The 23,359-nt window shown below is 38.7% G+C and carries 22 protein-coding genes; all 22 read right to left on the bottom strand.

The window, feature by feature from the left end:
- Position 1: 1 nt before the first annotated feature.
- Complete coding sequence (fliM, locus tag BM086_RS00310; RefSeq protein ID WP_092321718.1) at positions 2-985, bottom strand: flagellar motor switch protein FliM; 984 nt, start codon at positions 983-985, stop codon at positions 2-4.
- A 72-nt stretch (positions 986-1,057) separates the two neighbouring features.
- Complete coding sequence (locus BM086_RS00305; RefSeq protein ID WP_092321716.1) at positions 1,058-1,600, bottom strand: flagellar basal body-associated FliL family protein; 543 nt, start codon at positions 1,598-1,600, stop codon at positions 1,058-1,060.
- A gap of 20 nt (positions 1,601-1,620) precedes the next feature.
- Positions 1,621-2,451 carry an OmpA/MotB family protein gene (locus BM086_RS00300; RefSeq protein WP_092321713.1) on the bottom strand — a complete coding sequence of 277 codons (831 nt, stop codon included), beginning with the start codon at positions 2,449-2,451 and terminating at the stop codon, positions 1,621-1,623.
- Positions 2,451-3,257 (bottom strand): motility protein A, encoded by an 807-nt coding sequence (locus BM086_RS00295; protein ID WP_092321711.1) that lies wholly within the window; start codon positions 3,255-3,257, stop codon positions 2,451-2,453. Before BM086_RS00295 ends, BM086_RS00300 begins: the two co-directional genes overlap by 1 nt.
- 59 nt (positions 3,258-3,316) lie before the next feature.
- Entirely contained in the window at positions 3,317-3,502 is a 186-nt protein-coding gene (locus BM086_RS00290) for a flagellar FlbD family protein (RefSeq protein ID WP_092321708.1), read from the bottom strand.
- Positions 3,503-3,927: 425 nt separating this feature from the next.
- The gene (locus tag BM086_RS00285) at positions 3,928-5,604 is read right to left on the bottom strand and encodes a flagellar hook protein FlgE (protein WP_092321705.1); all 1,677 of its coding nucleotides are present in this window, start codon (positions 5,602-5,604) and stop codon (positions 3,928-3,930) included.
- 195 nt (positions 5,605-5,799) lie between these two features.
- Positions 5,800-6,225, bottom strand: a complete 426-nt coding sequence (locus BM086_RS00280; RefSeq protein ID WP_330391454.1) for a TIGR02530 family flagellar biosynthesis protein — start codon at positions 6,223-6,225, stop codon at positions 5,800-5,802.
- Positions 6,226-6,252: 27 nt separating this feature from the next.
- On the bottom strand, positions 6,253-6,981 hold the full coding sequence (locus BM086_RS00275; protein WP_092321702.1) for a flagellar hook capping FlgD N-terminal domain-containing protein: 729 nt from the start codon (positions 6,979-6,981) through the stop codon (positions 6,253-6,255).
- A gap of 99 nt (positions 6,982-7,080) precedes the next feature.
- Positions 7,081-8,700 carry a flagellar hook-length control protein FliK gene (locus tag BM086_RS00270; RefSeq protein WP_175560038.1) on the bottom strand — a complete coding sequence of 540 codons (1,620 nt, stop codon included), beginning with the start codon at positions 8,698-8,700 and terminating at the stop codon, positions 7,081-7,083.
- Positions 8,701-8,861: 161 nt separating this feature from the next.
- Positions 8,862-9,818: a hypothetical protein gene (locus BM086_RS00265; RefSeq protein ID WP_092321697.1), complete on the bottom strand. Its 957-nt coding sequence runs from the start codon at positions 9,816-9,818 to the stop codon at positions 8,862-8,864.
- Positions 9,819-9,842: 24 nt separating this feature from the next.
- Positions 9,843-10,301 (bottom strand): flagellar export protein FliJ, encoded by a 459-nt coding sequence (gene fliJ / locus BM086_RS00260; RefSeq protein ID WP_092321694.1) that lies wholly within the window; start codon positions 10,299-10,301, stop codon positions 9,843-9,845.
- Between the two features lie 9 nt (positions 10,302-10,310).
- Entirely contained in the window at positions 10,311-11,669 is a 1,359-nt protein-coding gene (gene fliI, locus BM086_RS00255) for a flagellar protein export ATPase FliI (protein WP_092321691.1), read from the bottom strand.
- A gap of 11 nt (positions 11,670-11,680) precedes the next feature.
- Positions 11,681-12,556, bottom strand: a complete 876-nt coding sequence (locus tag BM086_RS00250; RefSeq protein WP_092321688.1) for a FliH/SctL family protein — start codon at positions 12,554-12,556, stop codon at positions 11,681-11,683.
- A complete protein-coding gene (fliG, locus tag BM086_RS00245; protein WP_092321685.1) occupies positions 12,549-13,583 on the bottom strand; it encodes a flagellar motor switch protein FliG in 1,035 nt (344 codons plus the stop codon). The genes BM086_RS00250 and fliG overlap by 8 nt, the downstream gene beginning before the upstream one ends.
- 65 nt (positions 13,584-13,648) lie before the next feature.
- Positions 13,649-15,265, bottom strand: a complete 1,617-nt coding sequence (locus tag BM086_RS00240) for a flagellar M-ring protein FliF C-terminal domain-containing protein (RefSeq protein WP_092321682.1) — start codon at positions 15,263-15,265, stop codon at positions 13,649-13,651.
- 49 nt (positions 15,266-15,314) lie between these two features.
- Positions 15,315-15,653 carry a flagellar hook-basal body complex protein FliE gene (gene fliE / locus BM086_RS00235; RefSeq protein WP_092321679.1) on the bottom strand — a complete coding sequence of 113 codons (339 nt, stop codon included), beginning with the start codon at positions 15,651-15,653 and terminating at the stop codon, positions 15,315-15,317.
- Positions 15,654-15,703: 50 nt separating this feature from the next.
- Complete coding sequence (gene flgC, locus BM086_RS00230) at positions 15,704-16,150, bottom strand: flagellar basal body rod protein FlgC (protein ID WP_092321673.1); 447 nt, start codon at positions 16,148-16,150, stop codon at positions 15,704-15,706.
- A 46-nt stretch (positions 16,151-16,196) separates the two neighbouring features.
- Positions 16,197-16,589, bottom strand: coding sequence for a flagellar basal body rod protein FlgB (gene flgB, locus BM086_RS00225; RefSeq protein ID WP_092321670.1), 393 nt, complete (start codon positions 16,587-16,589; stop codon positions 16,197-16,199).
- Positions 16,590-16,894: 305 nt separating this feature from the next.
- Positions 16,895-17,674, bottom strand: coding sequence for a GTP-sensing pleiotropic transcriptional regulator CodY (gene codY, locus BM086_RS00220; protein ID WP_092321667.1), 780 nt, complete (start codon positions 17,672-17,674; stop codon positions 16,895-16,897).
- A 181-nt stretch (positions 17,675-17,855) separates the two neighbouring features.
- Entirely contained in the window at positions 17,856-19,958 is a 2,103-nt protein-coding gene (gene topA, locus BM086_RS00215; protein WP_092323453.1) for a type I DNA topoisomerase, read from the bottom strand.
- Between the two features lie 260 nt (positions 19,959-20,218).
- A complete protein-coding gene (locus BM086_RS00210) occupies positions 20,219-20,563 on the bottom strand; it encodes a hydrogenase maturation nickel metallochaperone HypA (protein WP_092323450.1) in 345 nt (114 codons plus the stop codon).
- A gap of 5 nt (positions 20,564-20,568) precedes the next feature.
- Entirely contained in the window at positions 20,569-23,349 is a 2,781-nt protein-coding gene (locus tag BM086_RS00205; protein ID WP_092323447.1) for an FAD-dependent oxidoreductase, read from the bottom strand.
- Between the last annotated feature and the right edge of the window lie 10 nt (positions 23,350-23,359).

Below are 23,359 nucleotides of genomic sequence, written 5' to 3'. Positions count from 1 at the left end.
GTTATTCTCCCTCCTCTCTCACAATCGATGTTATTCTTACAGCATACTTATCTTTTGCCGTACCCGGCAAAGCGGTAAATTTGTATATATTCCCTACATAAATCTGCATATCGGTATTGACTCGGTTATCAAGCCTTATAATGTCTCCGGCCTGTAGATGAACAAAATCATTGACTGAAACATTGCACTTACCAAGAATAGCCTTGACAGGGACATCCACACGTCTGACCATGGTTTCAAGGAATTCACCATAGTTCTCGTCATTGTTCTTTTGCATCGTTGAAAACCAGAACTTGGTGTTCAGCTTATCCATAACACTCTCTAAAGTGAAATATGGAAGGCATACATTCATAAGTCCTTCTGTCTCACCAATCTTAAGATTCAGCGTTACGATAGCTATCATGTCAGTAGGTGAAATAACCTGTGCAAACTGTGGGTTTGTCTCTATTCTTTCCATAACCGGATTGATGGCCACAACGTTTTGCCAGGGCTCAACCATAAGCTGCATACAGATTGTTACCAGTTTTTCGATAAGCGGCATTTCTATATCAGTAAATGGTCTTGGTTTATCCAAGGTTGTTCCTTCACCACCTAACACTCTGTCTATGAAGGAAAAGCCTAAATTAGCCTGAAGTTCAAGAATAATAGTCCCCTGAAGTGGTAAAAAATTGATAACTCCCAAAATAACAGGATTCGACAAAGCATTACTAAACTCCGAATATGTAACCGTCTCTGAGTTAGCTACCGATACTGCAACATTTCTTCTAAGGTACAGAGGCAATGTAGTAGATAATAGTCTTCCGTAATGCTCGTAGATCATCTCGAGAGTACGTAAATGCTCTTTTGAGAACTTAGCCGGACGTTTAAAGTCGTAATCCTTGACTTTCTTCTCGTCCGCTGCCGACATTTGAGCAACGTCAACTTCACCAGTACTGAGTGCTGCCAGCAGACTATCTATTTCATTTTGTGACAGTACTTCACTCAAAGTGTATCTCCTCTCTGTTGCTATCTGAAAATAGCACCCAAATAAACAATTAACTGAATAGATTACTATGTATTACTGGTAAAGCACGCTACTAAATGTAACCTCGTAAATAAATGTTGAACCGCCATAGAGTTCCTGAACCTGATCAAGAATTTCTTCCTTGGCAGCAGTATCATCTGCCTGAAGAGTTTCAATTGTGTAGTTCGAAAGAACTGTAGTGATCTTACCTTTTACAAGTTCTTTCATGCTTGAAAGTGATTCCTCGGTTCCATATGTAGCATAATCAGCTGCTGCAGTGTTCATAGAGAAAACAACTTCAACCAGCATGTAGTGGCTCTTTCCATCTTCACCCGGCTTTAAGTTGATAGTAAGCTTGTCATCACCCGTAAAGCCAAAAGTTGCTATATTTGAAGGAGCAACAGTTCCCGAAGCAGAAGCTGTAAATCCGCCTCCGGCACCTCCGCTTGCCTCCAGTTCCAGAGCAGAAGCAATATCGGAAATAATTTTTGCTGTCTGGGAATTAGTAGTCATAACACTAAGAAGCATAAAAGCTGTCATTCCTATGTTTACAACTAAAAGTGCAAGAATAATGATTGATAGTAAGTTCTTTTTCATTTAATGGCTTCCTCCAAATTTTAATAATTTGCACTTAATGGATTATAAATCTTAATCTCTACTCTTCTGTTTCTTGCTCTTCCTTCATCTGTTGAATTATCAGCTATCGGATCGTATTCTCCGCGTCCTGTATGAACCAGATTAGCAGGATCAAGATTAGTATTTGCAACAAGGTAATTAAAGATTGAAAGAGCTCTTCCTGAGCTTAATTCATCATTATTACTGTATTTTCCGCCAGATGACATCGGTACATTATCCGTATGTCCTTCAATCTCAATGGTTCCGCCGGCAAATGTTTCAAGTATCTGTCCAACTTTATCTATAACAGGGATTGCATCAGATTTTATATCAACTTTTCCTGAGTCAAAAAGAATTGATCCCTGAATTGTAAGCTGTACATACTGACTTGTATAATTTAATGAAACTTCTTCTGTTATATCATTTTCTTCAAGTGCTTCCTGGATCTGTTCCGCAAGTTCCTGAGAAGCTTCCATCTGTTCTTCTTCTGCAGCTTCTAATATCTCTTCCTCAGTCTGATCTTCAATATCCTTAACTTCTTCTGTATCCTCACCTGTCTGTGTAAGACCCATCGAGTTAATGTAACTTGAGAGCTCATTAAGCTGTGAAACACCATCTCCAATCAGGGCTCCCTGACCAAGTGCCATCTCACCACCCGAGAAAATACCAAACGCTGAACTGAAAGATGCTGCAACCTCTTCAAACTTGGCTGCATCCATTGTAGCCATGGAGAAAAGCAAAACGAAGAAACAAAGAAGCAGGTTCATCAGATCTCCGAATGTACCTTGCCACGCCGGTAGACCAGGTTTTATTTCTTCTGGTTTTTTTGCCATTATTCTCCACCTCCTCCATCGCCGGTGCCATTTTCAGCTTCATAAGCAGCTCTGTCGCCAGGTGACAGGAAGGATTTAAGCTTTTCTTCTGTAACACGTGGGTTTTCGCCGGCCTGAATAGAAAGAAGTCCTTCTATAACAATGCTCTTTGACATATACTCTGCATTACTTCTTGCTTTAAGTTTATTTTCAGCGGGATAACAGAACCAGTTTGCAAGAACTGAACCATAGAATGTTGTAATGAGGGCAACGGCCATGGATGGTCCGATTGAAGAAGGATCTGACATGTTCTGAAGCATAAGAACCAGTCCAAGAAGAGTTCCGATCATACCCCAGGAAGGACCCATTCCGGCAACATCGCCAAAGAATGAATAGTTATCTTTATGTCGTTCAGCCATGGCATCAATTTCTGCTTCGAGAATGCTTTTAACAAGTTCAGGTTCAGTACCATCAACTATAAGCATGACACCTTTTTTCATAAAAGCATCTTCAAGACTGCCTGCAGCTTCTTCAAGTGCAAGAAGACCTTCTTTTCTTGCTGTATTGGATAAATCGATGATTCGCTTAATTGTGCCCTTTGTATCGTCCTGAGGCATTTTAAAAATAAGCGTATAAGATTTTAGACCACTCATGAAACTCGGCATACTTCTTGATGCCAAAACCGCCATGAAAGCTCCACCGAACGTGATCATCGCCGAAGGAGCATCAAGGAAGTATTTAACACCTGTAATGCCGGCAGAAAAGACAATACTCAAGATCATGAATAAGAAACAAAGACCTACACCTAGTAAAGACGCAATATCCACAATATCTACCCCTCTAAATTATTATTTGCAACATTTACTGAAACTGTAACTTGTTCAAACTATGCTAGTTCTTCCCCATTCATTATTTTGTAGATTTCCTCCAAGGATTCTTTTACAAGAATCTTACGTCCCCCACTTAGATGAATCACAGTGTCAGGATTAGATTCGACAGTCTGGATGCATCTCGTATTTACAAGTATTTTCCTTGTATCAAGTAAAGTTAGAAGCAATACCCCCTTTTCCATAGTGTTCTCCTAGACAAAAAGAAAAATAATTATCGATAAAGCAAACATGTTTAGATTTTTTTCATGTAATCTGAAATTTTATTTCTACATATGTATATTTTACTACATTTAAAACACAAATACTCAATATTATGTTCATATTTTGAACATATTTGGCACTTAATTTCATTTTGATAGAAAGTTATTGAAATTTAGTTTCTCTAGTGTTAGGAATTTTGATTCGATACAATATCTTGTAGAGAAAAATATTATATCACGTTTTATGTACTAAAATGCGATAATAAATAGTTATTTATATAACATTCACACATCAATGCAGCCCTATCAGGAGATAGAGCTGCATTTTTAAGGAGTAGCTATAAAAATAGGAGGTGGAACAAAAAATAGCATATGCTTAGTCGGTTAGTAAAATCACATTATAAATATTATCTCTTGAGGTTTGTAAGTTCTTCAAGAAGTGTATCTGATACAGTAATGATACGGCTGTTTGCCTGGAATCCACGCTGTGTTGTGATCATATTCGTAAACTCTGAGGAAAGATCCACGTTTGACATTTCAAGAACGCCGGTGTTCATGTAGCCGCCATCAGTTGTGATATCCTGGATTGTTGCTGTACCTGAGTTAAGAGTCTGCTTGTAAAGGTTATCACCTTCCTTGGAAAGACCGGATGCGTTTGCAAATTCTGCAGATGCGATCTGTCCAAGGAGCTTAGTCTGTCCGTTTGAATATGTTGCATTGATCTTACCGTCTGTGCTGACTGTAATACCGTTCATTTCACCAACAGCTCGTCCGGTATAATTATTTTTCTTATCTCCCTTTGTAGCCTTTACTGTTGCTGAACCATTACTGTTGTAGTTAGTAACTGAAGAGAAATCAATCTGGAGCTGGCCTGCTTTATATTCTGTAGTATCTTTATCGCCCTTCTGATATCCAAAAGCTTCAAGTCCAACACTTTCGCCACCTATTGTAGCTGTCTGATTGAAAATAATATCAACCATACCTTTATTGGTTTCTGTATCAGTCTGTGGATCAGCTGCTACAAGATTACCTGTCGAAGCATCAAATCTTAAATTTACGCCCTTCTTCAGAATTATAGAGCCGTCACCACTAATAGAATATGTTCCATAATCGCCATACTCTTCTATTTCAGCATCAGTTTTGCCATAAGCATTCTTTAATACTTCCGTGATACTTTCAACACTTCCTGTAGAATTTATATTATATGAGTTTGTTCCATCTGTTATGGTGATGGTTCCATCATCTTCTACTGTCTTTGAATAACCAGCTGCTAATGCTGTATCATCATTCCATTTATTATTTACTGAATCATAATCGGTTGTACCAAATCCGATACAATTCATCTTTGTAGTTCCAATTGACTGTCCGTTTGAATCAAGAATATCAACAAGCTGTAAATTGAAAATATGCTTAGATTTATCAACGTCCTTCATAGAAAACTTGGCTGTATAAAGATATCCTTTATTATCATAGAACTCTAGCTGGATTGTCTTACCATCATCAGAATTGATGTTTGTATCATTATCGTCTACATTGCCGCTGTAAATAGCCTGTGATGTTGCAGCAGGAGCATATGTAGAGTTATCGGCTGTCATGATCTCAAGAGTTGTAAGACCTGAGTTTGTATCAATTTCTCTTGCACCTGTATCAGGATTAAGCTTTGCTGCCCATCCACGAACAAGATAACCATTTGACTGCATTGCAAGGTTTCCTGCGCCATCTACGTAGAAAGAACCATCTCTTGTATAAAGGTCCTGCTGTCCGTTATTGACAACAAAGAACGCTTTTCCTGTAATCATGATATCAAATGGGTTGTTTGTAGTCTGAGTTGAGCCCTGACCTTCAATTGCTGTAGAGATAGCGCCTGACTTAGAACCAAGACCGATCTGTCGTGCATTTACACCACCCTTGGTCTGTGTAGGAGCTGATGCAGCCTGTGTTGTCTGATACATAAGGTCTGAGAAAGTAATTGACTGTGATTTAAAAGAAGTAGTATTAACATTGGCAATATTGTTACCAATAACGTCCATTTTGGTCTGATGTGTCTTAAGTCCTGCAACACCAGAAAAGAGAGATCTCATCATAAGGCAAAGTCCTCCATCATAAATTAAGCAAGTTCAAAAATTAAATTTCAAACTTCGCTTGGATTTGTGACGGATGCCAGTAATCATAGAACTTTTAAGAAAATTCTTTTCCAAAAAAGTTTGCGATAGATTCCTTCAATCAGTCCGGAATCTCAAGATTTCCTGATGAATAAATGATTATTCACTTCGGGCCAATCACGCTATTACTGCACCGTCTATGTTTGTAAATACGTTACTGTTATTTTCTGTCTGATCCATCGCTGTAACAACTGTCTTATTGGGTACATTCACAATAAAGGCAAGTTGATCGACAAGTATCAGGGAATCCTTTATCCCTTTTTCTCCTGCCTGTTTTGCTCCCTGGTTGAGTCTGTTCATCTGTTCCATTGAGAGCTCAATATTTCTGTCGTTTAATCTGTTTGCAGCATGTTTGGAAAATCTTACTCCACTATCTGCTACAATGTTTTTATCGGCAGATTCTTTGGCTTTACTTAGGATAGAGGCAAAAGAATCCTCACCCTTTAGAATATTTTTATTATTATCACTTTTGGGGACCTTGGGATTTAAATATTGATCCTGAACTTGTCCGATGGAAGTAAATCTTAGATCATCCATTATCATATTTATATCCTCCATCTACTGTAGGCGTCATGTCTCGACAGGTTCTACCTTCTCTATCTTTGACTCAGAAGAGCTGCTTGTTGCTGAAAGTGATCTTGGTGTGTCACCTCTTAGCTGATCAATTCTGTTTACATACTGCTGAAGAGCTGTTACATAATCAGGATCCATCATCTTCTTTGCCTTCTCATCCATCTTGGTTGTGTAGAACTCATACATTGTATCGATTGTAAGGCCATGTTCTTCTTCATTTATGAAATCAATAGTTGCAGGAAGCTTGTCGATAGCCTTCTGGAAGTCTTCAACCACTGCCTTGGCATCTGTAAAGTCTTCTGCATAAACTTCAACAACATCATCAACACTGTATTTTGAACCATTGATCGTAAGATATGCCTTATTTCCGCTGTAAGTTACATAATCAACCTTGCCGGTGATATCTGTAGTCTTGCCATTGTCAGGATTTTCCTGAACAACTCTTACTTCTTTTCCTACAAGCTCAGAAGCTCTTGACATGGACATTGCATTAGCCATGTTACTGATCTGCTCAACCTCGGTAAAGGTTGCGTACTGAGCGATATATTCTGTATTGGAAGTAGGCTCAAGAGGATCCTGATATTTCATCTGCGCAACCAGGATTTTCATAAAAGAATCTTTGTCATAACCTGCTTTTGAAGCTTCTTCTGTCTTTTTAGATTTATTATTCAGATTCTGGACCTTTCCGTCCTGAACAACTGCGCTAACTGAATTAACATCTGCCATATTCTATCCTCCAGACAACTCTATTACTACGGCTACATATTTAAGACTATATTTTGTTGCTATATAATAACCGTAGTAATAAAGCTACACTTATTCATACTATGCACTAAAATCTACGGTATTTCCGTTCATTTCCATTATTGAAGCTGCAAGTCTGTCTTCATCTGACATTTCTTCCTCTTCTAAAATCTCATCAACATCTGAAAGATTTATCCTTCTGAGAGACTTCTTTGATTTTGCCTGAGTTTCTTCGAATGCCTTGTTCTGCTCATTTTGCTGGAAATTCTGTTCAAACGCGTGGCTTGCAATTGTTACTTCTATCGCTGTTACTTTTATTCCCTGTTCATCAAACTTTTGCTGCAACTGTATCATCTGAGTTTCAACAGCTTCTTTAACTATCTGATTCTGGGCTGTGAATTTTGCTATGATACCATCTTTTCCGCTTGTCAAAAGAATATTGACATGTCCCAGGTGTGCAGGATGTAACTGAAGTTCCATTGATGTTTCCTGCGTGTTATGAACGATACTGATCTTTTCGGTGATCTGTCTTACAATGTTTTCGAATTGTGCTCTGTCAGTATATTCAACCGTTGTAGTTTCTGTTGTGCTTACTGCTTCTGATATATTACTTAGAATCTGGTTAAACGGATTTGTATTCTGATTGCTTCCGGTAAAATCATTACTGCTGTTTTTCTTTGCAGTTTCTCCGGGTGCCTTAACGACAGGGTCCTTTGGCTCAACAGCTTCAAATTCTTCTGCAACCGGCTTTTCAACTATCTTTTCTTTATTTAATTCATCATTGATTGCTGTATTTTTTGAAACAATATCAGTCTTATCTACTGCTACTGTATCTGTCAGAACGTTAGACTGTGGTGCCTCGCTATCCTTTACATCGTTCTTTGCAGTAAAAACAATTTCTTCTGAAGTATCAGAAGTTACATGCATATCCTTAACTTCCACTACCGGTTCTTTGCTTGTAGTTCCTTCTACAGGTCTGATAACTTCATTAAATTCTTTTACTACTGCATCAAACTCTTCATCGGATAAGTTAAACTCCTTCATGAGTTCGCTCCTCATACCTTCTGCACCCTCCATGAGGTCCTGCATCTGAGTATATAGATCTGAATCAGTTATCAGATCAAGCGCCTTATCCTCGCCTAAAATGTCTGTTACCATCAGCTTTACATTCTGTGAATCAAGTAAGGTGGCTGGCATAATTCCAAGCATCTGCATTGCATTTATGATTTTATCCTCTGATATATCAAGTAGTTCTGCAAGCTCTGCAATAATCTTTTTTGCATCATCATCTGCTTTTTCCTGCAGCTTAACATTTGTCTGAGTATCAGCTGTTTTGGTATCGATATTTACTTTTTCTTCATTAGTATCTGAACACTTTTCTGTAGTTGTTTCATTTACAACAGTTTTGACTTCTTTTGAAGCTTCTTCAGCTTTTGGTTCAGAATCCTTTGAATATGTTTCTTTTTTTACAGGCTCTATGTTTTTCTTGTCTGTTTTTACAGGCGTTTCATTTCCCGAACCGGAATTATAACTTATATTTTGAACCTTTCCTTCAGATGCCTTGGCAAGAAAACCATCAAAGCACATATTTGTCGCATTCTTACTGGTCTTTGAAAAAGCTATACCGGAAACATTTGCAGCTGCAGTACTCATTTGAATCATGGACATTCTTACATCCATTGTACTTGTAGCACTGCCCATCAAATTCCTCCTTTCTGTTAAATTGTAAAGGTACATAAATTCTCACCTAATATATCGGCATGATGAAGAAAAATCTTATAACATTATCTAAATTTCCTTTGAAAGAACAAAAAAAGCTTTCCCATGGCCAATAATGTTAAACCATGAAAAAGCTTTATCTTTTATTTTCCGCCTGTAACCTGTGTAGACTCATTCTCCAAAACAGATGGTTCAAGCAGCTGTGTAAGCTTAGCTGCATTTGCCTTATCCATTGCTGCCAGGATATCAGAACGGTTCTCAACTGTCATCTGTGCAAGGATTCGTGAAACAAGCTGAATCTGATTTTCATCAACCATCTCATTAAATATGGAAGCAGCCTGTTTTGCCTTCATAGAGGAATAGGTATTTGCAAAAGCCTGTATTGCAGCATCATCAACTTCAGCAGCAACCACCTTCTCATAAATCTTCGCCGCATTTTCCGGATCTATCATCTCATAATAAGTAGCAAAATTTGATGGATCAGGAGCATTGTCTGCATAAACTACTTCTGCATAGAACTTTGCTCTTTCCTCATAAAACTCTTTCTGCTGCTGTTCAAAAGGTTCAAGTCGTTCAACCTGTGCCTTAAGTTCTTCATTCTGAGTGGTCAGCTCACTGTTTTTTACCATCTCATCCTGAAGTGCCTGCTCAAGACGTTTAATATAAGCCTTGGCCTCATCAATTCCTTCCAATGTCGTTGACTGGCCTGTGGCATCCGTCACGACAACTTCATTATCTCCTGTGCCAGAATCATCTTTTAATGCGCTGTCAGGCAAGATCAAATTCAGATATGGTACATCTTTAATTAATGGGGCAAGGATATCAGATCCAAAGCCGCCCACATCAAGCTTTATCAAAAGAGCCATGATAGCAAGCCATATGAGAATGATCAGAAAAGTAATTACAATCGTCGCAAATCCGCCTGCATTATCACCGTTAATCTCGGCAGTCCTGTCAGCAAATTCCTGAGCTTTTTCCTTAGCTTCCTTGCGCTGTTGTTTGAGCTGTTTCTGATATTCTTTTTTATCCGCTTTCAGCTTGGCCTTCGCCGCCTTAGGATCATCGGGATTAGCCGGAAAAGTGCTTTGTGCTTCAGCCATAATCGTCCTCTCAAAATTAAAGTTTTATCCTTCGCCACGTTGTCTTAAGGTATAAGTATAACTGGTGCGCTGGTCGTTAATCTTAAATTCTTCCTGTTTTTGTTCCTCAATCCAGTCAGCATAAGCATGCTCCCTTAGCGTTTCCTGCATTTTTCTCTCCTGCATTGCACGCGTAAGCCTTACTCGCACTTTTTCTACAATTTCTTCGTGCTGAGCCACTACCTTGGACTGAGATGCTATCATTACATCCATCTGCGCTGTAGCATACTGATTATCCAAAATATCCTGCAGATTAAGCGTTTCAGTATTTCTGAGTTCTTCCGCTTCCTTCAGATAGTTTTCTTTTCTTCTGATATACTCTTCCAAAATATCAATCTGTCTGTTTAGTTCTGCCTGAGCAGTAGCAAACTCCATCTTGATCTGGCTTTCGGCCTTTTGCTTGATATTCAGGACACTCTGCATTCGATAAACAAATTTTGGCATTTAGGATCCTCAGTCTTCAAACATCTGGATAAGCATCGCTCTTATCTGCTCAAATGTATATTTCTCATCAGTTTCCTGCATAAGAAACTCATTAACTTTTTCTATCTTCGAGACTGCATAATCAATATTTTTGTTTGCTCCGCTCCTATATGCGCCAATATTTATCAGATCCTCAGCATCATTATAAGTTGCAAGAACATTTTTAAACTTACCTGCAGCTTTTTTATGTTCAGGATCAGCAATGGCTGACATACATCTGGAAATACTGGCAAGAACATCAATCGCGGGATAATGGTTTTTCTGTGCCAGTTTTCTGTTAAGCACAATATGACCATCAAGTATACCTCTTGCTGTATCAGTGATAGGCTCATTCATATCATCACCATCAACCAATACTGTATAAAGACCTGTAATTGAGCCTTTTCTTGATTTACCAGCTCTCTCCAAAAGCTTTGGCATCTCAGCATAAACACTTGGCGGGTATCCTCTTGAAACAGGAGGTTCTCCACTTGCAAGTCCTATTTCCCTTTGAGCCATTGAAAATCTTGTTAGCGAGTCCATCATAAGAAGGACATCTTTTCCTTTTTCTCTGAAATATTCTGCTATAGACGTTGCCGTCTTTGCAGCTTTCAATCTCTCAAGAGCAGGTCTGTCGCTGGTCGCACATACAACTATTGACCTCTTCATGCCCTCTTCGCCAAGATCTCGTTCAATAAATTCCCTTACCTCTCTTCCACGCTCGCCAATGAGCGCTATAACATTTATGTCCGCCTGCGTATTTCTTGCAAACATTCCAAGCAAGGTACTCTTGCCGACACCTGAACCGGCAAAAATTCCGATTCTCTGTCCCTTACCTACAGTCAAAAGACCATCTACTGCCTTTACTCCAAGTGATAATACATCAGAAATAGGATCTCTTGTCATTGGATCCGGTGGCTGATTTTCTACGGAATATGCAATTCCATCTTCAAGTGCAACACCTTTTCCAAAGCTTGTTCCATCAATTCTTCCAAGTCCGTCCAGAGTCTTTCCCAAAAGCCCTTCACCGACGTTTACTCTAAGTGGAGAATCAGTGTTTTCTACAATACTGCCATTTCCTATCCCGCTTGTATTTTCATAGGGCATCAGCTGTACATGATTATCTTTAAATCCAACAACTTCTGCCATGGATGGTCTTCCTTTATTATCGGAAGGATTTTCATTATCTTTTTTCTTGGGATATATAAGACATATATCACCGAGCTTTGCATCAGGCCCTGCAGATTCAATAGTAAGGCCAATTACATTCACAACCTTACCACTTGTACGATAAAAAGGCGCATTCTGCATTTTTTTGTATTTTGTCAGATCGATTTTCGATGTTAACATTAATACTCCGTTTATTTACGTGGTCTATCATAGGATAACAGTTTGAGCTTACGCGAAATTTCTGATAATTCAACTCCAAGACTGCAATCAAATATCCCACTGTCACACTCAATCATACATTCATTTTCTTTTAAAAGAGGATCTTCAATGATCTCCATAGATGTATTCGGAGAAGTAACACAAGCTTCAAGCATCGGTCTTTCTTCTATAACATCGTCGTAATCATCTGAAGAGACATGAACTATGAGATCATTTCCAGGTTCAATTCTGGAGAGTGTAGTTTTTAGCAGATGTAAAATAATTCCCTTATTTTCTTTAAGTTCAATTCCAAGAACATGTTCATATATGGAAGTTAGAGCATCTACCATCTCAGGTTCAATTCCTTCTACAAGCTGCTGATATTCAGCTTCAAGGTCAGCCCTCTGATTTTCGATTTCCTGTTTAAGACTTTCGGCAGCAGCAACTCCTTCCTGATAACCAGCCTCATATCCCTGCCGATGTCCATCATCCTGAGCCTGATCCATAATAGCCTGAGCCTGTTCCTGAGCATTCTGAATAATGGCATCTGCCTGTTCCTGAGCCTGTTGGAGCTTTAGATCAATTTCAGCCTGCATGGCTTCCATATCAAATTGAGGATCAGGAAATGGTTCGATCACGCCTTGATCCTCAGTTAATTGTGAAATCTGTTCCATATCTATACCAGGAACAAAATCACTATCACCAATCTCGCCATCGAAGCCTTCAGCCTGGGCCATAAGGGCTTTTTGCCTTTTGACCTCTCGTTCATGAAAAGCTTCGATTTTCTCGTTGGCAAGATCATTACTGTCAATTACAAATTTTTCAGCTAAATCATAATATACATAGCCTGCTTTATATAAATTAGACAACTAGCTCATCACCTCCACCTCTGGAGATAACAATTTCACCAGCATCCTCAAGCTTTCTGATTACGTTAACAATCTTCTGCTGTGCTTCCTCAACATCCTTCATACGCACCGGACCCATGAAATCCATATCTTCCTTGATCATAGCAGCAAGACGCTTTGACAGGTTATTAAAGATTGCAGTCTGAACATTTTCAGTTGCACCCTTAAGAGCAAGTCCAAGGTCACTGTTTTCAACTTCACGCAACACTCTCTGAATAGATCTGTCGTCCAGAAGAAGAACGTCTTCGAATACGAACATCTTCTTTCTGATCTCGTCTGCAAGTTCCGGCTCTTCGATTTCGAGTGTTTCCATAATATGCTTTTCTGTCGCACGGTCTACAGTATTCAAAATCTCTACAACTGCGTCTACACCACCGACAATTGTGTAGTCCTGGTTTACCAGAGAAGACAACTTTGATTCCAACACTTTTTCTACTTCCTTAATTGTATCCGGACTTGTTCTGTCCATAGCAGCTATTCGTTTTGCAACATCAGCCTGTCTGTCCGGCGGAATCGCCGAAAGGATAAGCGCACTCTGTGAAGGTGACATATAAGACAAAATAAGGGCGATAGTCTGTGGGTGCTCATCCTGAATAAAGGTAAGCAACTGACTAGGCTCAGTCTTACGAATAAACTCAAAGGGCTTAACCTGAAGTGATGCAGTAAGTTTACTGATAACATCAAGCGCCTTATCTTCACCAAGTGATTTCTCAAGAAGTTCTTTAGCATAGGTAATACCACCCTCGGCAATGTACTGCTGAGCAAGCAATACTCCGTAAAATTCTTCAAGAACAGCTTCTTTTATCTGAGAAGTTACGCTTCTGGTATTCGCAATCTCGAGAGTTAATTCTTCAATTTCCTCTTCCTTGAGATGTTTAAATATGGCGGAGGACTTCTCAGGTCCAAGGGCGATCAACAATATTGCTGCTTTTTGTGTGCCGGAAAAATCGGCAATCAAAGCATTTCCACCGCTTAAATCAGCATCCATACTTTATACTCCCCACTCTCAAAAAAAAATTTTCAGCGTCTATCGTAATTGTTTATGATCCCACATCAGCTATAATCTTCATTTAGCCAGTTACGAAGAAGTGTAGCTGCGGCTTCAGGGTTCTCGTCAACAAACTTTTCAATAAGTCTCTTGGTCTCTGACCCTTCATCCATTTCAATGTCTGCAAGCGATTCATCAGGCTGTGATTCAAGAAGTTCTTCAATTGACAGTGGCTCGGGTTCCGGCTCCTGCTCCTGCTGTTTCTTTGTCCAAAGGCTTCTGACAACTATAAATGCTAAAAGTCCAAGGATTATAAGGATTGTTACAATCTGAAGAATATCTGTAACGGTAATACCGCTGGCAGTCTTGTCAAGGAATACATACTGTGTATAAGCAGCCATTGCCACATTGTCAACTGAGATGCCTGTAGCCTTTGAAACGACCTCCTTCATCTCATCGGGTACAGTCTTGATCTCTGGTTCTGTATGAGCAACCTTATACTCAGTCCAGGTCATGTTTTCAAATTTCGTAGGATCATACTCTTCTTCTTTTACAATGTTGTAGTCAATAGCTGTAACAGAAATTGATGATTCATCGTATTTGATTGAACCCGGAATATTGGTCGTAGTTGTGATCTTCTCATTTGGAAGGTAATCCCTTGATTCCTCCGTAATGGTTGAAGTTGAGTTGTTATTATCCTGGGTTACATAAGTTGTTTCGTCATCTGCATTTGTGTCAGTTCCAGGAATACCACTTACTCCGTTTACATTCTCTGCATTGTAAGTCTGTTCATGGCTTAAAACCCCCTGTTTTTGATCATCAGCCGGAGTGTAATCGTGCTGAACTGTTTCTTCATTTGAAAAATCAAGGACAAGGTTTGTTGCAACTTCAATATCATCATAGAGCTTGGTTCCAAGAAGAACCTTTTTTACTTCGCTCTTAACAACCTGTTCTGCTTTAGCCTTTAAGGTCAGCTGATTGCTGGCTATTCCGGCGGTTGTAGTTTCTTCGCTTCCGGAAAAGAGCATGTTTCCTGAAGTATCAAGAATTACGATGTCGTTGGTTGATTTTTTTCCGAGAGCTGCAGCCACTGCCTTTGCAATAAAAGCTGCATTATCTTCGTTAAAGCTTCCAGGGTCTGCAATATTAAGCAAAATATTTGCTGATGCTTCTTCCTGGTTTCCAATAAGAGTTCCGTCATTGTCAGGAATATGAAGCGTTACAGTGGCGCTGTCGATAGCTTCAAACTTTGCCAAAAAATCATGTTCTAACTGACTTTCAAGATATTTTACATATTTCTTTTGCTTGTCAGATTCAGTGGTAGAAAAACTGCCTTCAGTAACATTGTTGATAGTATAGGCATACGACTGAATATCATTTGCGCCCAAAAGAAGACTTGAATTAGCCTGGTCCTTTTTCAGGACTCTGAATTCAAGGCCATTGTCTGACATTTTATAATTGATGGAATTTGAATCAAGAAGCTCCTTTATCTCAGAAGCCTCTTTGGCAGAATTGGCCTGAGCCAATAGAACATATTGTGGCTGGTTCAGAACAGTAACCAATATGATAATGGTGAGCAGCACAACAGTACCGGCACCTACAATAAGTGTCTTTTGCTTTGCTGTGAACTGGTTCCACCAATCGAGAATTTTTTGCCACAGGGCTCGAAATCTTTCAGCCATTTATTCTCCCTCCCCTAAAATAAATATTAAAGCTAAAAAGGATATGACATTAAATCTGCATCTGCGTAATCTCACGGTAAGCCGCAAGAGCTCTGTCTCTGACTGCGACAGTGTATTGCAATGCAGTCTGCGCCTTCTGAAGCGCAATTGAAAGATCATGGGTATTATCAGTTTGCCCCAAAGCCCATTTTATTTCTTCATTCTCAGCATCTGATAAGTATGCATTTGTGGTATTGATATTCTCAAGAGCTTTATCGAAAATAACAGAAAAAGAGTCTTCCTCTTCTTTAGGACCGAGTACATTAAATACTCTGCTGTTTTTTATTTCAGCACTTTTTATTACATCAGAAGTAACATTGCGAAGTTCAGCTATATCAAGTGATGCCATTTAATCCCCTCCAATACTTACAACAATCAACAAGTTACCTATTTATGCTATCAGGTATTGCCTAGATCCAATCCACGATTTGCAATATTCTTGCTGGCATTAAAAGCTGTTGCATTTGCTTCATAAGATCTGCTTGCGTCAATAAGATTAGTCATTTCAGTAACGGTATTAACGTTCGGATATGTAACATAACCATTTTCATCGGCATCAGGATGAGAAGGATCATATACAATATTCATCTGTGTCCATGTATCATCCTGAACCTGAACAACCTTTACACCTCGGCCTGAATAATGATCAAGTCTTTCATTTAATATTCTTGAAAAAGGAGTCTGAGTCCCTTTTTCAGCAAATCTTACAACTTTTCTGACATAAGGAGTACCGTCAGCAGTTCTTGTTGTATTGGTATTTGCTATATTCTCAGAAATAATATCCATTCTAAATCGCTGGGCTGTCATGCCGGACGAATTGATATTAAAGGAATCAAAAATACTCATATATATCTCCTTTCAACATCACTTAAAACTTGAAAAATACCTCTTATCAGGACTTACATACAGCCTTAAGATTTGCAAATTCAGCCTTTAGTCCTGCCATTAAACCGATATATTTAACCTGGTTGGCTGCAAGAGTTACATTTTCAGTGTCTATATCAACATTGTTCTTGTCCATTCGATATGAGAAGTTCGAATAATCGTTGATAACTCTTGGTTTTAAATGACTGTCCTTAAGACCTGCAACCTTGGCATCCATTGTTTTATATTTTGAATTACCCAATGCCCTTTCAAGTTCATCTTCAAAATTAACGTCCTGTCGTTTATAGCCTGGAGTATCAACATTAGCAATATTATTTGCCAAAACTTCGTTTCTGATCCAGGAAGCATCAGCCGCTTTATCAAGTACATTGATATAATCAAATGCATTACTGTTTATCATAGGCACCTCCATGTATTGCATGGTTTCCACTATTAAACCTATATATTAATCATAAGTTTTTTTTATCTAAAATACAAGCAAAAATGCTTTATATAGTGTTTTCTTTTATCGATAAATACTATATCTATAAACTTTTTATAAACTATATTTAACAAAAGGTTATGAAAAATTTATAAAATAACATCAAAAAGGGATCTATCAAATCGATAAATCCCTTCATCATCATCCATCCTGAAAATATTAAATTTAAATACTATTTTATTCCACCGTGTTAATAAATATATCGGACATTTTTTCAAAAATCTTCATAGTTCTTGTTTTAATTTTTTAATTTCGTTAAAAACAACATCGTTGGTAACTTTAATATAAGTTCCCTTCATTCCAGAAGATCTTGATTCAATAACTCCGGCACTTTCAAATTTTCTAAGAGCATTTACTATAACGCTTCTGGTTATGCCAACTCTGTCAGCGATCTTACTTGCAACTAAAACGCCTTCCATTCCGTCAAGCTCATCAAATATATGGATAATTGCCTGCATCTCAGAAAATGATAATGTTCCTATTGCTGATTTTACAACTGCAAGCTTTCTGCTTTCTTCAGCATTTTCTTCATTAACAGCCCTAAGCATCTCAAGCCCTACAACTGTTGTGCCATATTCACAAAGAATGATATCGTCGATATCGTAAGGTTCATTTGTCTTATAGATAAACAATGTCCCAAGTCTTTCTCCTGCAATTTCGATAGGAGTTATTATTGCCTGGAACTTGGAACTGTCTATTCCTTCAAACCCAAGGGTTTCCAGATTAACATTTTCTTTTGTAGAAAGAATCGTGAGAAGTCTTTCATTAAGCATTGGATCAATAAAAGAACCAACATCATCAACTAAAAGGTCACTTAATGATTCAACATTTGCGCTTTCACCAATACCTAGAACTTTGCCTTTTTTACTGATGACAAACATATTTGAGGATAAGATATCACATAAGACTCTACAGATATCATTAAAAACAACTTTACCTGAATTACTGTTGTGCAAAAGCTTTCCGATTTTACGGGTTTTATCCAGTAGCTGAACACTACTCATCGCATTTCTCCTTTTTGATAGACTTCTCTACATATAGAAATTCACGCAATATCGCATAATTCACAATAATGCTATTGTTATGATAGCATAAAAAAATAGGTGCTTCAAACAATAAAGCACCTACAATTATGAAAAAAAGGTAAAGTTTTCTGAAAGTTTATATTATTACAATGAATAATCTTTAATTATTGTTTTCCCTGTTGCAAACATATCCACATTCCTGATTGCTACATGCAATTTTATTGCTCTTTGCAACCATGAAACTTCCGCAATTAGGACACTTTTCTTTAACAGGTCTTGCCCATGACATAAAGTCACATTCAGGAGCATCTATACAGCCATAATACATTCTTCCCTTACGTGTACGCTTAAGAACAATATCTTTTCCGCATTTTGGACATTCAACGCCAATCTTCTCAAAATATGGCATTGTATTCTTACATTCAGGGAATCCCGGACAAGCAAGGAATTTACCATGAGGACCATATTTGATGACCATATTTCTGCCACAGTTAGGACAAATCTCATCAGTAACTTCATCCTGGACCTGAATCTTCTCCATAGCTTTCTCAGCTTCTTTAACCGCTTCATTAAGATCCGGGTAGAAATTCTCAATAACAGTCTTCCACTTAACTTCTCCCTCAGCAATACCATCAAGTAAAGCTTCCATATTGGATGTAAAATTAACATCAACGATCTGAGGGAAAGCATCATTCATCATCTTATTAACTGCCTGGCCAAGCTCAGTTATGAAAATCGCCTTATTTTCCTTGGTAATATAATGTCTTGCAAGGATTGTAGAAATTGTAGGCGCGTATGTACTGGGTCTGCCAATTCCAAGAGCTTCAAGGTCATGTACAAGTGATGCCTCAGTATAATGTGGAGCAGGCTGTGTAAAATGCTGTGCAGCATCAAAAGCGTCAAAAGAAAGCTTTGTATCAGTATCAAGATTCTTCATGAGAACATTTTTCTCAATCTGATCATCTTCATCTGTATAGACATTCAAAAATCCATCAAAAACAGTCTTGGAAGCTGCAACTGTAAATCTGTGCTCTCCGGCATCAATCTTAACAGAAGTAGTCTCATACTTTGCAGGAGCCATACGGCTTGCCATAAATCTGCGCCATATCAGCTGATATAACCTGAACTGGTCTCTTGAAAGATATTCTTTCACCATTACAGGAGTATTTTCAACATAGGTAGGTCTGATGGCTTCATGAGCATCCTGAATCTTGGCATCACTCTTTTTAACTGTAGTGCCTTCTGATAAGTATTCCTTACCAAAGTTATTCAGGATATAATCATTCGCTGATGCAATAGCCTCATCAGAGATACGGGTTGAATCGGTACGAAGATATGTAATAAGACCGACTGTTCCCTGTTTTCCAAGTTCTATTCCTTCGTAAAGTTGCTGTGCAACACGCATTGTCTTTTGTGTCGAAAAATTAAGCGCTTTGGAAGCCTCCTGCTGAAGAGTTGATGTAGTAAAAGGAAGTGGCGCCTTCTTAGTTCTTTCACCCTTTTTGATATCGCTTACTACATACTTTTGCCCCTCTAAAGATGCACATATCTTTTCAAGTTCATCCTTAGACTTTATTTCTTTTTTCTCATTGAGAGTTCCATAATAGTGAGCAACAAGTGGCTTCTTCTCGCCCTCAGCCTTGAGATTAACATCAAGTGTCCAATATTCACTTGGAATAAAGGAATCGATCTCTTCTTCTCTGTCAGCTATGATACGAAGCGCTACTGACTGAACTCGTCCTGCGCTTAAACCTCTCTTTATCTTAGACCATAAAAGAGGTGAGATGCTATAACCAACCATTCTGTCAAGAATTCTTCTTGCCTGCTGAGCATCAACCAGATTCATATCAATATCTCTGGGATGTTTCATTGCCTCTTTTACAGCATTTTTAGTAATTTCATTAAATGTTACTCTCTGAACCTTGGCATCAGCTTCTTCAAGCTTTAATGCTGAAATAAGATGCCAGGAAATAGCCTCACCCTCACGGTCAGGGTCGGTTGCGAGATAAACATTATCAGCTTTTTTTACCTTTTTGCGAAGATCAGCGAGAATGTCGCCTTTTCCACGAATAGTGATATATTTCGGTTCAAAATCATGTTCGATATCTACTCCCATCTGACTCTTAGGAAGATCACGAACATGTCCGTTGCTGGCAGCAACATCATAACCAGCCCCCAAAAACTTTTTGATTGCCTTAACCTTAGTAGGTGACTCAACAATAAGGAGTGCATTTTTCTTGTTATTACTTGTTTTTGTTGCCATTATATCTAATATAGCCCCTTCATAATATCTTTTTATCATAGTAAGCAAATTACCACAACGCTTACTATAAAACCACTATTTCTTATTAATATACATAATTAGTACATTCGTCAACCCCTAAAATTCGGGCTAAAAAACATTCCACATAGCAATTCAGTTGCCTGAAAGACTCAAAAGTAATATTTTGAACTGACAGACAACTGTATTGTTTATATCATAAACTATAGATTTTTACCTTAAATCACAGAAACACGCATTAGTCAGGTCGCAGATATTTCCTTGATCATAAACTCATTTCCCTTGAGCAGATAGGTCTTTTCACTGCCACAATTAGGACAGATTCTTCCATACTTGACTGTATCATATTCTGAATTACACTCCTCACAATATGTCACAGCAGGTAACGTTTCTATCAAAAGATCTGAGCCTTTTAAAATGTCAGTCTTTGCAGCTGCCCATTTCCAGGCATCAGTAAGGTATTCCGGCACAACGCCGGAAACCTCACCAAGCTGAATCGTTACTGAATGAATCTTTTTTATCTCTTTTTCCTCACTAAGATCTGTAAGGTCATCAATTATTTTAAATACAACACCTAATTCATGCATGATTATCACTCATAATCTTCCTGAGTCTTTTCACCCTTAAACTTGATCTTGATTGCCTGTTTGAGACCATAAGGAAGGATATATTTAAGCTTATCCTCACTCTTTCTCATAGTTGAGCACTCTGGATTATCTCTGTAAAGGTGAATAGCATCAAACTCACACTTTGTGGTACAAAGTCCACAGCCGATGCACTTATTTGTATCAACAACTGATGCGCCACAAGATAAGCATCTTGCAGTCTCAGCCTTAACCTGCTCTTCTGTAAATACAAGCTTTGCATCTCTGAAAGAATGTGTAGGATCCTTTATAGCATCGCTCTTTCCAGGGATCTGTCTCTTGCAGGTATCATAGTCCTTAACAAGAATATCTTCTTTATTAAGTTCCTTAAAGTCATTACGATTTCTGCCAATTGTAAGTGATGAATGTGGCTGAACAAATCTGTGAATTGAAATAGCACCCTGCTTACCTGCAGCAATGGCATCAATAGCAAATTTAGGACCGGTATATACGTCACCACCTACAAAAATATCCGGCTGAGCAGTCTGATATGTAAGTGCGTCTGCAACAGCACCCTGGCCTCTTCCAAGCTCAACCTTTGAGCCCTTTATAAGATCACCCCATACAATGCTCTGGCCAATTGAAAGGAATACATGCTGACACTCAACTGTTACAGTATCATTTTCATCATACTGAGGATTGAATCTTCCATCAGCATCTTTTACAGATGTACATTTCTTAAAGACGATTCCCTTAACCTTACCGTTCTCAGTAAGAATTTCCTTAGGTCCCCATCCGCAATTGATCTCTACACCATCTTCTATAGCTTCTTCAACTTCATCATCAGAAGCAGGCATACTATCTCTTGTTTCAAGACAGAACTGCTTTACGCTCTTTGCTCCACATCTTACAGCGCTTCTGCTGACATCGATAGCAACATTACCACCACCGATAACAACAGCATCACCCTCAACCTTAATAGACTCATCATCTGTTACAGCATGAAGAAAATCAACAGCTGTAACAACACCTTCTGCGTCCTCACCAGGAATTCCGGCCTTTCTTCCGCCCTGACATCCAATTGCAATATAGAAAGCTTTATATCCCTGATTTCTGAGTTCATCAAGAGTTATATCTTTTCCGACTTCAACGCCAGTCTTTATCTCAACGCCCATAGCTTTGATAACATCTATCTCAGCCTGAACAACATTCTTTTCAAGCTTATATGAAGGAATTCCATAAACAAGCATTCCGCCTGCCTTCTGATTCTTTTCAAAAATTGTAGGCTTATAACCTTTTTCTGCAAGATAGAATGCGCAGGAAAGACCTGCAGGACCACCACCAATGATAGCAATCTTTTCATCAAATTCGCCCTGGACCTTAGGAACAACCTTCTCAGGTATGAAACGAGTTTCTGCATTTAAGTCTCTTGCTGCAATGAACTTTTTAACTTCATCTATAGCTACTGCCTGATCGATTGTGCCTCTTGTACAAGCCTCTTCGCAACGTCTGTTGCAAATATGTCCACAAACAGCAGGAAGTGGATTGTTCTTTTTGATAAGAGCAAGTGCTTCTGTGTACTTACCCTGAGCTGCAAGCTTTAGATATCCCTGTACTGCAATGTGTGCAGGACATGCTGTCTTACAAGGCGCAGTACCGGAATCATAGCAGTTTATTCTGTTATTATCTCTGTAATCCCAATCCCAATCAGCTTCAGACCATTTTTTATCACTAGGAAGAAGATGCTTAGGATATTTAACCTGTGAACCGTCTTTTTTGCAAAGTTTCTGTCCGAGTTTAACTGCTCCTGCAGGACATACTTCTACACAGCGTCCGCATGCAACGCAGTTTTCTTTTTTAACTTTAGCAACATACGCTGAACGTGACATATTTGGTGTATTGAACAACTGTGAAGTTCTAAGCGCGTAGCATACGTTCACGTTACAGTTGCAAATAGCAAAAATCTTGTTTTCGCCATCGATGTTTGTGATCTGATGAACAAATCCGTTGTCCTCAGCTTTTTTGAAGATGGCAAGAGCTTCTTCTTTAGTGATATATCTTCCGCCTTTGTTGGTTTCTACAACATAATCAGCCATATCACCAACTGCAATACACCAATCCCATTCATCATCTGCACAGCCTTCTTCATATGTCTTACGTGAACGGCGGCATGAACAAGGGCTTGCGGCATATTTGCCTTCATATTTATCAAGCCAGTGTGAAATATGCTCAAGAGAAATGGATTCATTATTCATTTCTATAGCTTTTTCAACCGGAATAACATGCATTCCTACTCCAGCTCCTCCCGGAGGAACCATCTTGGTTACTTTTTCCAAAGGAAGTCTGGTCATATAATCAAAGAATTTTCCAAGCTCAGGATGCGCATCAATAAGATCCTTGTTCATATTGGAAAACTCAGCACTTCCCGGGACATACATAGGAAGTACCCATTGTTTTTCGTGAGCTTCATTTTCCCAGTTATACTCTAAGATACCACTCCATGACATGTGATCAAGGAGCTCCTGTAAGTGTTTCTCTTCAATACCTGATTTTTTCTGAATCTCCGAGAATGTCATTGGCTTACGGACATCGAACTTAAGTCCAAGTAAAGCCTCTTCGTCTGTTACCATTGCAGCTATTGCCCAATACTCAGGGTCATCTTTTGTCATTTTCTGAAGACCAAGTTTGATCGGAATTCTGTCTGTAATCTTAGTTGCAAGTTTCATTACAGGTTCGCGAACCGGAGAATTGTCATTTTTAATGCAGTCCGGTCTATAGTTTGTTGCCATAAAAAATCTC

Origin of the sequence: Butyrivibrio sp. YAB3001, assembly GCF_900112195.1 — a bacterium.
GTDB lineage: Bacteria > Bacillota > Clostridia > Lachnospirales > Lachnospiraceae > Butyrivibrio.
Note: the sequence above shows the minus strand (reverse complement) of the source record. Positions and strands in the feature narration are given on the sequence as shown.